12 protein-coding genes are annotated in these 13266 nt (G+C 71.9%); 7 read left to right on the forward strand and 5 right to left on the reverse strand.

Annotated features, from left to right (window positions below; genetic code table 11):
• The first annotated feature begins 90 nt into the window (after positions 1-90).
• From ACH5AO_RS25020 to ACH5AO_RS25030, 3 genes are all read left to right on the forward strand, one after another.
• Positions 91-324, forward strand: coding sequence for a hexameric tyrosine-coordinated heme protein (locus tag ACH5AO_RS25020; RefSeq protein ID WP_398928222.1), 234 nt, complete (start codon positions 91-93; stop codon positions 322-324).
• 331 nt (positions 325-655) lie between these two features.
• A complete protein-coding gene (locus ACH5AO_RS25025; protein WP_398928224.1) occupies positions 656-1567 on the forward strand; it encodes an SGNH/GDSL hydrolase family protein in 912 nt (303 codons plus the stop codon).
• Positions 1568-2009: 442 nt separating this feature from the next.
• Positions 2010-3248 (forward strand): cytochrome P450, encoded by a 1239-nt coding sequence (locus ACH5AO_RS25030; RefSeq protein ID WP_398928226.1) that lies wholly within the window; start codon positions 2010-2012, stop codon positions 3246-3248.
• A gap of 377 nt (positions 3249-3625) precedes the next feature.
• On the opposite strand, the gene ACH5AO_RS25035 is transcribed toward ACH5AO_RS25030, so the two are convergent.
• Positions 3626-4357, reverse strand: coding sequence for an alpha/beta fold hydrolase (locus ACH5AO_RS25035; RefSeq protein WP_398928228.1), 732 nt, complete (start codon positions 4355-4357; stop codon positions 3626-3628).
• Positions 4358-5043: 686 nt separating this feature from the next.
• Here ACH5AO_RS25035 and ACH5AO_RS25040 point away from each other — a divergent pair.
• A complete protein-coding gene (locus ACH5AO_RS25040; RefSeq protein WP_398928230.1) occupies positions 5044-5994 on the forward strand; it encodes an alpha/beta hydrolase in 951 nt (316 codons plus the stop codon).
• 441 nt (positions 5995-6435) lie between these two features.
• Here the strand turns inward: ACH5AO_RS25040 and ACH5AO_RS25045 are convergent, their stop codons facing one another.
• Positions 6436-7356: an AraC family transcriptional regulator gene (locus tag ACH5AO_RS25045; protein WP_398928232.1), complete on the reverse strand. Its 921-nt coding sequence runs from the start codon at positions 7354-7356 to the stop codon at positions 6436-6438.
• A 157-nt stretch (positions 7357-7513) separates the two neighbouring features.
• Between ACH5AO_RS25045 and ACH5AO_RS25050 the strand changes: the two genes are divergently transcribed.
• Both ACH5AO_RS25050 and ACH5AO_RS25055 read left to right on the forward strand, forming a co-directional pair.
• Positions 7514-8476: an SDR family NAD(P)-dependent oxidoreductase gene (locus ACH5AO_RS25050; RefSeq protein ID WP_398928234.1), complete on the forward strand. Its 963-nt coding sequence runs from the start codon at positions 7514-7516 to the stop codon at positions 8474-8476.
• A 450-nt stretch (positions 8477-8926) separates the two neighbouring features.
• Positions 8927-9727, forward strand: coding sequence for a class I SAM-dependent methyltransferase (locus tag ACH5AO_RS25055; RefSeq protein ID WP_398928236.1), 801 nt, complete (start codon positions 8927-8929; stop codon positions 9725-9727).
• A 229-nt stretch (positions 9728-9956) separates the two neighbouring features.
• Here ACH5AO_RS25055 and ACH5AO_RS25060 read toward each other — a convergent pair whose 3' ends face one another.
• Positions 9957-10577, reverse strand: coding sequence for a hypothetical protein (locus ACH5AO_RS25060; RefSeq protein ID WP_398928238.1), 621 nt, complete (start codon positions 10575-10577; stop codon positions 9957-9959).
• A 489-nt stretch (positions 10578-11066) separates the two neighbouring features.
• Positions 11067-11435: a hypothetical protein gene (locus ACH5AO_RS25065; protein ID WP_398928240.1), complete on the reverse strand. Its 369-nt coding sequence runs from the start codon at positions 11433-11435 to the stop codon at positions 11067-11069.
• A 256-nt stretch (positions 11436-11691) separates the two neighbouring features.
• Here ACH5AO_RS25065 and ACH5AO_RS25070 point away from each other — a divergent pair, with 256 nt between their 5' ends.
• Positions 11692-12726: an LLM class flavin-dependent oxidoreductase gene (locus ACH5AO_RS25070; RefSeq protein WP_398928242.1), complete on the forward strand. Its 1035-nt coding sequence runs from the start codon at positions 11692-11694 to the stop codon at positions 12724-12726.
• A 95-nt stretch (positions 12727-12821) separates the two neighbouring features.
• Here the strand turns inward: ACH5AO_RS25070 and ACH5AO_RS25075 are convergent, their stop codons facing one another.
• A complete protein-coding gene (locus ACH5AO_RS25075; protein ID WP_398928244.1) occupies positions 12822-13067 on the reverse strand; it encodes a hypothetical protein in 246 nt (81 codons plus the stop codon).
• Positions 13068-13266 lie beyond the last annotated feature (199 nt).

The raw sequence follows: 13266 nt of genomic DNA on the forward strand, positions 1-13266 counted from the left end.
GTTCCTGAGGACACCGGCGCGTCGGCGACACGGTCCGGAACACCACTTCCCCCTTTGTTCTTGTAGCCACCGATCCGACAGGAGTCCGATATGAGCGAGACATGGCTGCCCAGCCTGCGTACCGACACACCGCAGGAAGGATGGGAACTCGCTGTCAAAATGTCACGTGTCGGTGTCAAGGCGACACAGCCGTCGGCAGAGGTCCGCGATCGGTTGCGCGGGGACTACGCCGAGAAGGCGGACAGCCTCATCGCCGCCTCGCAGGTCATCGCGGTCAACTTCCAGACGGTCGCGGCGGCCAACCAGTACTGGACGGCCGACTGACGTCCGGCACGGAGACGCCAGGGGCCCTCCACACCGTACGGCGCGGAGGGCCCCTGACGATTTCCCGGCCGTACCGTCATGGTCCCGGCCGGCGTGACCGCTGCGCCCGCGGTCCACCGGGACACCGGCCGCACGATGGCCTCCGGGACGTCATGTCATCCGCGGACAAACGGTGCTGGCACCACAACTCACCCGACATATATGGTCTGTTGGTCTCCAGGAGCGCTGAACGAGTTCAGCGCGCACACCGGCGCCACGCCGCCGGAAAGGTGAGACACGTTCACCACCCTTCTCGGCGCCGCCGGTACGGCGCCTCCCGGAGAGGAAAAACGTGGAGAAGAGCAGCAAGTCCTTACCGCGTCGGCGTGCCTGCCTGTTCAGCACCGTACTGACGGCCGGAGTCGTCGCCCTCACGACGATGAGCGCCTCGCCCGCGGCGGCGGCGCCGTCCCCGGCACGCACTCCCGACTACGTGGCGCTCGGCGACTCCTACGCGTCCGCACCCGGAGTTCCCACCCAGGTCGATGCCGCATGCGCCCGTTCCAGCAACAACTATCCCTCCCTCGTCGCCGCGTCCCGGGGAGCCCGGCTGACCGATGTGAGCTGCGCCGGAGCCACCACGGCGGACCTGAGCACCGGTCAGAACGGTGGTGCTCCGCAGTTCGACGCGCTCGACGGGGACACGGACCTGGTCACCGTCAGCATCGGCGGCAACGACGTGGGCTTCACCACGGTACTGGGGACCTGCGCCCAGCTGACCCCCACCGACCCGACCGGTGCGCCGTGCCGCACCCACTTCACCGGCGGCGGCACCGACGAACTCCAGGAGGTCATCGACGCCACCGGCCCCAAGGTCACCCAGGTGCTGAAGGAGGTACGCGAGCGGGCTCCCCGGGCGAAGGTCGTCGTCGTCGGCTACCCCTCGCTCTTCCCGGACAGCGGGGTCGGCTGCACGAGTGCGTCCGTGCCCTTCGCCGCGGGTGACTTCGCCTACCTGCGGGACACGAACAAGGCGCTCAACGCCATGCTGAAGCAGCGCGCCAAGCGCGGTGGGGCGGCCTACGCCGACACCTACACCCCGACCGTCGGACACGACATGTGCGCTCCGGCCGGCGAACAGTGGATCGAAAGCCTCGTCCCTCAGACCCCCGCGGCCCCGGCCCACCCCAACGCCCGGGGCGAGAGCGCCATGGCCGAGGCCGTCCAGCGAGTTCTGTCCCCCTGCGGCCCGACACGCCGCTGAGACGGCGCCGCCCGGCCGGGCACCACGCCCCGGCCGGGCGGCACCGCACGGAGCGCGTGCCCAAGGCAGGCACCGCCCACCGGCGCGTGGGCACGCCGGCCACCCGGCCGGTCCTTTCGATACCGATGGGACGCGTCCGCCGCAGCCGTGAACCCGATGCTCCGCTTTTCCGGAACCCGCTGCCGCGGTCACGGACACCGTCGGACCGGTCCGTCCTCAGGCCCGTCCGCCCACCGGCGGGTCCGGGGAACACCGCGCGGATGACGCAAAAGCGCCCTGACCCCACCCTTCACACCATTGTTATGGTGACACGAGGCCATGTCGTGGCCACACCGCACGGACCACCCCGGCAGCCGACGGCACGACGCACAGTGTGACACCGCCTTCACGGAAGTGGCGTCCTTCGTCGGCACGACGTTCCCGTCAACCACCGAGGAGACCTATGCCCCTGCCGGCAACCACGCCCGCTCCCGGACCTTTCACGCTCGGGCAGGACGTCTTCGACGACCCCCACCGTCTCGCCGCCGCTCTCCGGCAGGAGTCTCCGGTCCGGGAGGTGACCACACCGCGGGGCGTCACCGGCTGGCTCGTCACCCGGTACGAGGACTGCCGCGCCGCGCTCACCGACCCCCGGCTGCTCAAGGACGCGAAGGCCGCCACAGAGGCACTGGGCCGGCAGATGGATTCCGCCTCCCCCTATCTGCACGCCGGCGCCAGGCTGCTGGAATCCCACATGCTCAACACGGACCCGCCGGATCACACCCGTCTGCGCGCCCTTGTGAACAAGGCGTTCACCCCCAGGACCGTGGCCCGGCTGCGCCCCCGGATCGAGGAGATCACCGACGGCCTGCTGGACGCCATGGCCGAGCTGCCGGCCGACTCGGACGTGGACCTCGTCAAGGCGCTGGCACAACCGCTTCCCATCGCCGTGATCTGCGAGATGCTCGGTATCGACGCGGCGGACAGACACCTGCTGCTGGAGTGGACCCGTGTCATCGTCTCGTCCGCTCCCGGAGCAGACCTGGTCAGGGCCTCCGACGGCATCGTCGCGTACCTCGACGGGCTGATCGAACGCAAGCGGGCCGATCCCGCCGACGACCTGATGAGCGCGCTGGCGCAGGTGTCGGACCAGGGCGACCGCCTCTCCCGCGACGAGCTGATCGCCATGGGGGTGCTGATGGTCATCGCGGGGCACGACACCACGGTGAACCTGATCGGCAACGGCGTGTTCGCCCTGCTGTCCGCCCCCGAGCAGCTCGGTCGGCTGCGCGCCGATCCGTCACTGCTGCCCGGGGCGATCGAGGAACTGCTGCGCTACGACGGCCCCGTGCACGTCGCCACCCACCGGGTGGCCGCCGAACCGCTGGAACTCGGCGGAGCGCGGATCCCGCGGGGCGCACTGGTGATGGTCTCGCTCCTGGCCGCCAACCGGGACGGGGAGCGCTTCGCGGACCCCGACCGGCTCGACATCACCCGCGAGACCAGGGGGCATCTGGCCTTCGGCCACGGCATCCACTACTGCCTGGGCGCGCCCCTGGCCCGGACGGAGGCTCGGATCGCGCTGGAACGGCTGCTCGCCCGCTTCCCGGGACTGCGCCTCGGCGAGGGGGCCGGGAAACCGGCGTGGCACCCCAGCCTGCTCATCCACGGCCTCGTCACCCTTCCCGTGCGACTCGGCTGACCGCCGTCGCACCCGCCGGGAGCGTACCGCTCCCGCCGTTCCGGGTGCTCCCCGTCCGTGTGCGTCTCCCGGTGAGGACGTGGCGAGCAGCGAGCGGCCGTCATGAGACACCCGTCATGTTCACCGGGACCGCCCCGGTCCCGCTGGACACGGGCGGTCCCGGGCCGCCGCTCCCCGGTGTCCTTCCGGCCGGGAAGCGGCGACGGGGTCGGCGTCGCCGGCGCACGAGGGAACAGCCGGCCGGCCGCAGTACGAAGTCACGTACCGGAAGACGGTGTCCGTCGGCCGGCGGGACTGAAAAGCGCCCCGTGCCTCGTACCGCGATCACGTTCCCGGGTGGAGAGCGACGAGAGACGACCGCCGGCGGCACGGAAGGCTCAGCCGACCTCGGCCTCCTTCCAGTGCTGCTCCAGGGCGGCGGCGACCTCGGCCGGCCGCTGCAGGACGGTCCAGTGGTTGCAGTCGAGCCTGAGAACGCGGGCGCCGATCGCCGCGCCCAGGCTGTCCGCGAACTCGATCTGGCAGGCCGGATCCAGCGCGCCCCAGAAGACCAGACCGGGAGCGGTGGCCTTCGCCAGATCCGCTTCCCACTCGGCTCCGACGGTGACGGCGGAGCGGTAGAGCCTGAGGATGCTGTCCTTCATCCCGGTGTCCACGTGGCGGGCCATCTCCGCGGCCGCGGCGGCGGGGACGTCGAAGCCCGCGGCCAGATCGGCGGCGAAGGACTCCGCCTCGAGCCCGGCCATGAACCGGTCGCCCTCTTCCGGGTCCTGCCAGATCCTGGCCAGGGGATGCCAGACGTAGCGGGAGCTGATCGGCCCGTTGCCGCCCGCCCAGGTCCGGACCAGGTCCGGCCGCAGGGAGGCCACCCGGGCGGTCAGGATGCAGCCCCAGTCGTGACCGACCAGGTCCACCGGCTCGCCGACCCGCTCGAGGCGTGCGATGAGCCAGCGCACGTACTCCTCTTTGGAGGAATCGAAGCCGTCGGGTCGGGCCGTGCCGAAACCGGGCAGGTCCCATGCCTCCACATCACTGCGGGACAGATGCGCGCGGACACCGTCCCACACACGGTGGGTGTCCGGAACGCCGTGGATCAGGATTGCGGGCATGAATGCAGGTCCTTCGTGCGGAGAACATGCCTGCCGGGAGACGGACTTGCGTACGGCCCGGCCGAAACCGTCTGGGATGGTGTGACACCAGTGAATGTACGTCACGGCACGTCCGGTTACCAGGGGAACGCCGACGCGTGGTGGGGGAGGCCGGACGAACCGCTCGCCGACCACGAGCACGGACACGCCCGCTTCGGCCGGTCCGATCGCCGCTCACAGGCCGGCCCCGCCGGTTCCTCCCACGGGAACCGAGTGGCGGACCGCCGTTCCGCAGTGGCCACCCGTCGTTCCTGTCGCCGCGGACTCACCGACAAGGAACAGGGGAAACGAGGACGTGTGACACGGTGGGCCCTGTCCGAGAAGCACGGTCACGCACGCGCGCGGTCCGGCGGCCCGTGGTAACAGTGTTCCGCTCCTCGCGGTCCGGGCGGGCACGTCGTCCGACGGTCGGGGACGAAAAACCGGGCGACGTGTGTCACATGTTCCTTCCGTCTCCGGTCATCTTCTGTGGAATCGCTTTCGAGCCTCCGTCCTCACGAGTGGTGACGCCCCCCGGTACGGACCGGGCAGGCGGTCGGCATGCCGCCGGACGGCCCACGAGGGCGGCCGGACACCCGTCGGTCCGTCCGGTGATGCGCCGACCGCCGGACGCAATACGTCCATATTCACGCACAGGAGTCTCCGTCATGAGCAAACCGGTTCTCGAGCAGGCGGCACAGGAATTCGCCGACGCCACCTCGCAGCCCCCCTTCCTGTACGAACTCGGCCCGGAGGGCGCCCGCAGGGTGCTCGACGAAGCGCAGGCCGGGCCGGTCGACAAGCCCGACGTGGACGAGGAGTGGGTGACCGTGCCCGCCGAGGTCGGTGACGTCCGCGTCAGGATCGTCAGGCCCGTCGGCGCCGACGGCGACCTGCCGGTGGTCCTGTACGTGCACGGGGGCGGCTGGGTGCTGGGCGACGCCGCCACCCACGACCGCCTCGTCCGCGAACTCGCCACGGGTGCCGGCGTCGCCGTCGCCTTCGTCGAGTACGACCGTTCGCCGGAGGCCCGCTACCCCGTGGCCGTCGAGCAGGCGTACGCCACCGCCCGGTGGATCACGCGGGAGGGTGCCGGGCACGGACTCGACAGCTCGCGCATGGCGGTGGCGGGCGACTCGGTGGGCGGCAACATGGCCGCCGCGCTGGCCATCATGGCCAAGCAGCGGGGGGACGTCACGTTCGTCCACCAGTCCCTGTACTACCCGGTGACCGACGCGGCCCAGGACACCGAGAGCTACCGCGTCTTCGCCGACGGGCCCTTCCTGACGGCGAAGGCCATGGCGTGGTTCTGGGACTGCTACACGACCGATCCGGCCCAGCGGGCGGAGATCACCGCGTCCCCGCTGCGCGCCACCGTGGAGGACCTCGCGGGACTGCCCCCGGCGCTGGTCATCGTCGACGAGAACGACGTGCTGCGCGACGAGGGCGAGGCGTACGCCCGTAAGCTCACCGAGGCCGGCGTGCCCACCACGAGCGTGCGCTACAACGGCATCCTGCACGACTTCATGATGCTCAACACCGTACGCGGCACCCGCGCGGCCACAGCCGCGATCGAGCAGGCCGTGCAGACCCTGCGCAAGGCTCTCAAAACCGCCTGACCCAGGGCTCCGTCCCGTCACCGGCGAGTCGGCCGGCCCGTCGTCGCGGCGGCCGGCCCGCCGCGCGTGTCACCCCGCCCGTCGCTTTCCGTCGTCGGCACGTCGCGTCCCGGGGACCGCCCGCGGACGGCACCGGCGCGAGCGCCATGCCCTCGCACGGCCCGTGAGGCGTATGCGTCGCAGGGGGCCGGGGATCAGTCGGCCGATCGTCCCCGGGGACGGGAACGCGGCGCCCCGCACGTGTTCCGGATCGGCGGAGCCCGGGGCCACAGCGGTCCGCTCTCGGCGACCGGTCCCGGACACGGCCCTCCTGCCCGGCACGGCGCGCCCTCGGGCCGCTTCACGACGATCACATGTGCTTTCCGGCGGGTCGTGTGCGCGTTCCGTGGCCGGGGAGCACGGAACGTACCGGGCGCGGGGCCATGGTGGTGCCGGTCCGGCTCAGGATCCGCGCCGTGCCCGGCCCGCGCCGCGGTAGTCGCTGGGCGAGACGCCGGTCACCCTCTTGAAGGCCGTGCTCAGCGCGCTCTCGGACCCGTAGCCGACCCTGCGGGCGATCGTCGCGAGCGGTTCCCTTCCCTGCCTGAGATCGCGGGACGCCAGTTCGATGCGCCAGCGGGTCAGGTAGTCGAGCGGGGGCCGGCCGACCACGTCCTTGAACCGCGCGGCCAGCGCGGAACGGCTCACCCGCGCGACAGCGGCGAGTTCGGCGACGGTCCACGGGTGGGCCGGGCGGTCGTGCACGGCCGAGAGCACCGGCGCCACCACCGGGTCCGCCAGCCCGGCCGGCCAGCCCGGCCCGGCAGCGGTCTCCCGGGTCAGGTGCAGCCTCAGCACGTGTACGAGCATGACCACGGCCAGGTGCTCTACCACCAGGCGGGATCCCGGGGAACGGTGGTTCAGCTCACGCGCGATCTGCGTCAGCGCCCATCGCACGGCGTCGGCCTGGGGAGTGTCGGCGGGGATGTGGATGAGCGGGGGCAGGAAGTCCAGCAGCAGCGTCCGCGCCCGGTCCCCGAACGAGAAGCCTCCGCCCACCAGCACGGTGTCGTCACCGCTCCCCACCCGCACCGTGGTGTCCCCGGCAGCCGTGAACAACGGTTCCGCGTCCACCGGTGTCCTGTCCCAGGCGCTGCCGAGCACGAAGGACACCGGCCGGGTGAGCAGGAAGCAGTCGCCCTCGGCGAGGGGGACACGGACCGATTCCCCGACCGTCAGACAACACCGTCCTTTCCGGACGGTGTTGAACTTCACCCCGGACGGCGGAGCGAATCCCACCGCCCAGTCCCCGCCCGCCACGAAGCCCGCGGACACGTGACCACGGACGTCGAGGAGATCGAGCACGTCCTCCAGCGGGTCCATGACCCACCTCCCCTCCCTGTCCCGGCGGCTCCCCTCGAACCTGGCACATCTTGGACGATCGAGCAAGAAAACTGGAGTTTGCATTATAGGAAAGGTGGATCGGCGGTCGTAGCGTGGCTCGTACGTTGTTCCCCCGACCCCTCGACGAGGTGGATCCATGCACGACTCGGCCCTCCTGAGCACCCCCTTCCACTCCCACGCCACCGCCACCGAGGTCCTCGCCGGTGTCGACCTCTCCGGCCGACGCGCCGTCGTCACCGGCGGCGCCTCGGGAATCGGCCTGGAGACGACCCGGGCACTGGCCGCCGCCGGGGCGGAGGTCACCGCCGCCGTACGTGACCCGCGGGCGGCGCAGGAGGCCCTCCGCGGCCTCTCCCTCGGGTCCGGTTCCGGTCCCGTCGAGGTCCGGTTCCTGGATCTGGCGGACCTCGGCTCCGTCGACGCCTTCGCGAAAGCCTGGCAGGGTCCCCTGGACATCCTCGTGGCCAACGCGGGTGTGATGGCGCTCCCGACCCGCCAGGTCACCGCCCAGGGCTGGGAGATGCAGCTGGCCGTCAACCACCTGGGGCACTTCGCCCTGGCCACCGCCCTCCACGGTGCGCTGCGCGCCTCCGGTGCCGCCCGTCTGGTGGTCGTCAGTTCCGGCGCGCACCGGGGCACGCCGTTCGACTTCGAGGACCCGCAGTTCGAGCGGCGTCCCTACGACCGCTGGGCGGCCTACGGGCAGTCGAAGACGGCGGACGTGCTGCTGGCCGTGGGTGCCCGCCGCTGGGCCGGGGACGGCATCACCGCCAACGCCCTCAACCCCGGCTGGATCAGCACCAACCTCCAGCGCCACGTCGACGACGCCACCATGCGCGCGTTGGGGGCCATCGACGAGAACGGCGACATCATTCCGCAGCCCTACTACAAGAACCCCGGGCAGGGAGCCGCCACGTCCGTCCTGCTCGCCGCGTCGCCGCTGGTGGAGGGGGTGACCGGCCGCTACTTCGAGGACAACCAGGAGGCCCCGGTCGTGACCGCCGACGACGAACGCCCCGGCGGGGTGGCCGACCACGCCGTGGACACCGAAGCGGCCGACCGGCTGTGGGACCACGCCACCGCCGCGGTACGCGGATGAGGCGTCCCCTTCCCCGGCGGCGTCCCCCACTTCGCCGGCGGATCTCGTGGACGGCGTCGGTGACCGCGGAGCACGTGTGCCCCGCGCTCCCGACCCCACCGGGCGTCTGCGGGCCGTGCCACGGCCACCGGGCGTGCGACACATGACGGACGGACGTCAACACCATTCCGGAAATCGAGTAACACTGTCTGAGTGGACCCACCGGGAAACCCACGGGACCGCCGACCGGCGGTCCCGCCCGAGTCTCCGCGGAGCCGAGGCCCCGACTCCGCGGATCCGGTCCGTGTCGCCCGCCCTCATCCACCCTTCGGCGGGCGGCACGGATCTCCCGTCCGGACCTTTCCCCGGTGGACGTGGCCGACAAGAGAATGTGAAATCGGATCACACCGTTGTACTCTGGTGCCGCTCTCCCGTGGAGCCCTCACTTTCCAGTACGCGGAGGACCCGACCATGGCCGTCCCCGAGAACCGCCCCGGTCCGCACACCGGCCCCCTTCCCGGATACGCGCTGCTGAGGTCGCTGGGCAAACGGGTGCTCCGGCCCGGGGGAGCGGAACTCACCCGCACCATGCTCACCGCTCTCGGCGACCTGTCCGGACTCGACGTGGTGGAGATCGCGCCGGGCACCGGGACCACCGCCTCGGCGATCGTGGCGCAGGGACCGCGTTCCTACACGGGTGTGGAGCGGGACGCCCTCACGACGAGCACTCTGGAGCGTGTTCTGCGGGGGCGGGGGAGCGTACGCGTCGCGGACGCGGCCGCCACAGGCCTCGACGCCGGGAGCGCCGACGTGGTCGTCGGCGAGGCGATGCTGACCATGCGGAGCGACACGGCGAAGGACGCCGTCGTCGCGGAGGTCCACCGGGTGCTGCGCACCGGGGGGAGGTACGCCGTGCACGAAGTCGCTCTTCTCCCGGACGACTTGGCGGACGGGGTGAAGCAGGACATCCGCCGGTCGCTGGCCCGGCCGCTGAAGGTCAACGCCCGCCCCCTGACGGTGCGTGAGTGGACGGCACTGCTGTCCCGCCACGGGCTGACGGTCGAGCGGGCCGAGACCGCGCCCATGGCCCTGCTGGAACCCCGGCGGGTGGTGGCCGACGAGGGTCCGCTGGGAGCGGCCCGACTCGCCCGGAACATCATCTCCGACCCCGCCGCACGCGACCGCGTCCGGGAGATGCGCAGGGTCTTCCGCGCCCATCGCGACTCCCTGGCCGCGGTCGCCCTGATCGCCCGCAGGACAGCCTCCTCCTGACAGGTGCTCCCGGCCGGGAACCCGGGGTCATCCCGGCCGGGGACGATCCGGCGGGCGGGTAACGGTCGTGACGCCCGCCGGATCCGTCCGAACGGCTCCGCGGCCACTCGTGGGACAGTCGCGGAGCCGGGTTCGGACAGTGGTCCGCGGGCGGACGCTCCCTGCCGCCCGCGGACCCGCCGCGGCACCGGCTCCGCGACGGCTGGTGGAGAACGACGCGGAGCCGGTGTCAGCGTGCGACCTGGAAGAAGAGACAGCTCACCCCTCCCAGGGCGGCCCCGCAGATCAGCTGGACCACCGTGTGCGCCTTCAGCACCAGCCGGGACCACCCCACCACGACGACGAGCGCGGCCAGGGGCAGCATCCGCCAGCCGTGGCACAGCAGGAGGACGGTCACCGTGCCCGCCGCGACGGCGCTGTGCACGGAGACCTGCCACCAGAACGTGACCGTCAGGACACTGACCAGGCCCGCGAGCATCGCGATCACGACGGCGGACACGTCGCCCGGTGCCCCGAGCACGGCGAGCAGCGCCAGGCCGGCCAGTACCGACACCAGCCCGGCGCTCAGGGGCATCACGCGCTGGCTGCGGACGCGTACGTGCTTGTCCGTGAGCGTGCCGCGCCGCACGCCCGCCCGGATGATCCCGAGGGGCACGAACCCGCAGAACACCGCCGCCAGCAGACCCCACCCGAGGCCGGCCGGGCCACCGGTGCTGCTCCAGCCGACGGCGAGGAGCAGAGCGATCACCAGGTGACCGGGGCTGAGGAGGTCGCTGACGAGCTTGGCCGCCCTGGTCCTCGTGTCGGCTTCGGCGTAGGTGGGCGTCGGGGGCGCGATGAAGGCACTCAAGGTCCGGATCCTGGAGAATTGGGGCACCGTATGGCCGGTGCGAACATAACAGTGTGTGCCGGTGGGCCGGATCCTCCCCGTCCCGCCGGTGAGCGGAACGCGCGCCTCAGGCGATCGGGACGTCCCCGAGCCAGGAGCGCGAGTGCGAACCGGCCGACGCGTCGGCCGGACCGGTACCGTCGGCCGTTCCAACCGTGTGCACAGTGTAGACAGTGAGGAACCGCGTCCGCCCGGGACCGGTGAGGACATCACCGGTCCCGGGCGGACGCGGTCCGCCGGCGCCGGGAACCGGCAGCGTTGTCCGGTGCCGGCGAACCAGCGGTACGCCGGACGGCTCTTCGGCCCACTGCGGCCGGTACGGTCACCGGTCGGCAGCACCGCGAGCCCGTTCCGGGCGAGTGCCTCACCGAGCGGCCCGGTGACCTGGGCGGACGACGCCTCCGGACGCTCGAGCACGCGCGCCGGGCGGGAAGAGGCCGGGCGCGGTGCCTACTGGCCGGCGGGACGCACGCGGTAACTCGCCACCGCCCAGGGGAAGTCCCCCGTGCCCAGGGTTCCGACGCGGTAGTACAGGTCGCCGTCCTCGCCGGGTGCCCCCGTGCGGCAGCCGGGGCGGAAGAAGAGGTCGACGTCGTTCTCCGCGAGGACGTCGTACGACCACGCCGGGGCCGGCAGCGCCCGGCAGACGCCGGGGTCGGAGTAATCGATGTCCATCACGGTGCCGGACCGACCGGACCCCGTGTACAGGCGGCCGGACGGGAACGTGTCGGCGGCCGCCTGCGGCCCGGTCACGAGGGTGAGCAGGGCCGCCGCGGCGGCCGCGGGCGGGAGGATCCGGCGTGAACGGAGAAGGCGCACGTCACACTCCTGGCAGTGGGGGAGCACGGTGGTCCGCTGCGGACCCACCATGTCAGTTCCCGTTCAACGTTTGCACTTTCAAGGAGACTTGACAACCCCGGCAGGCGCGGCATGAACGGACCGACGCTCTCCGGCCATGGCCGGAACCACTATCCTGTGTGCGACAGTGGGGCGTTTTCCCACGTTGCCGTGTCGCCACGCAACCAGCGGCACGGTGCGCACCGTGTGCGTCGCACCAGGGGAAAGGCAGATCGTCATGCTCTCGAAGCAGCTCCGCAAGCTGGGTTTCCTCACCATCGGGCTGTTCGACGAGGCGGATCCCCGCCAGGGCCACGAATCGACCCTGCGGCTCATCGAGCTGGGCGAGCGGCTCGGTTTCGACAGCGCGTGGGTACGCAACCGCCACCTGCAGTTCGGCATCTCCTCCCCCGTCGCGGTGCTCGCGGCGGCCTCCCAGCGCACCACCCGCATCGAGCTGGGCATCGCGGTCATCCCGCTGGCATGGGAGAACCCTCTGCGCCTGGCCGAGGACCTGGCCACCGTGGACCTGCTGTCCGGTGGTCGTCTGCATCCCGGAGTGAGCGCCGGCCGGCCGGCGCAGTACGAGCGGGTCAAGAACGCGCTGCACCCCGACACCGCGGACGCCGAACGGTTCGGCTACGAGCGCGTGCGCCGGCTGCTGGACTGCGTGCGCGGCGAACCGGTCACCGATTTCCGCGGCACCGAGGGCCTCGAGTCCTACTCCGGCCGCGTCCAGCCGCACTCTCCCGGCCTCGGTCGGCGCATGTGGTACGGCGGCGGCAGCCTCGGCTCGGCCCGATGGGCGGGACGGCACGCGATGAACTTCCTCACCGGCAGCGTCGTCAAGGCCGACGCGGACCCGGTACCGGGCCGCCCGGAGCCGGACTTCGCCGCCATCCAGCTCTCCCACGTCCGCGAGTTCCGCGCCCACCACCCCGACGGTGACCGGGCGCGGGTCTCCCAGAGCATGGTCGTCATCCCGACCGACACCGCCACCGGGGAGCAGCGCGCGAAGTACGAGGCGTACGCCCGCATCCGGCTGCCGCGGACCGCCGCCCCGCAGGGACCCGAACGCCTGCTGTTCGCGCCCGACCTGGTCGGGCCCAGCCAGCTGGTCGCCGAACGGCTCCACGCCCACCCCGTCTACCGTGAGGTGAACGAGGTCGCGTTCGCCCTGCCCTTCACCTTCGACCACGAGGACCACGCACAGATCCTCACCGACATCGCCGAACGCCTCGGCCCCGCCCTCGGCTGGCGGCCGGCCGGGTGATCCCGGGAGCCCGCCCCGAAGCGGCCGACGCGTGCCCGCCGGGCGAGCGGCCCGGACCGGACCGTTACGAGATGTCCGTGTCGAGCAAACAGTGTTCACCCGCAGGCGGCAAGGACAGTGTCGTCCGGGCGGGGACGTAGGAGCACCCACTGTCCGAACAGGTCCTGGCGCATGCGACGGATCTCGTAGGCGACCGGCTCGCCTCCGCCCCGCGGCAGCCGGTGCGCCTCCAGCCGGGCGCGCCGCAGGGCCTCGTCCGCGGCGGCCGCGGCATCGGCGGCCCGGTCGATGAGGTAGTAGTGCCACACGAGGCCGTCATGGACGGACGTCCCCAGCCCCACCAGCCATTTTCCGTCAGGATTCGGGTGTGCTGCCGCAGTGTCGGCCGACGTGTCGAAGTGCGCGGGCACGGCTGCTCCCTCTTCGCCTCGTCCGGACTTCGGCGAGGTCCGCCGCATCCCGGAAGTTTTTGTTCAGCGTCACATCCATGGACCGGACGGAACATGCCACTGTGACACCATCCGTCGCGGAACCGGGGAA

This window comes from Streptomyces sp. NPDC018964 (assembly GCF_044390325.1).
Classification (GTDB): domain Bacteria; phylum Actinomycetota; class Actinomycetes; order Streptomycetales; family Streptomycetaceae; genus Streptomyces.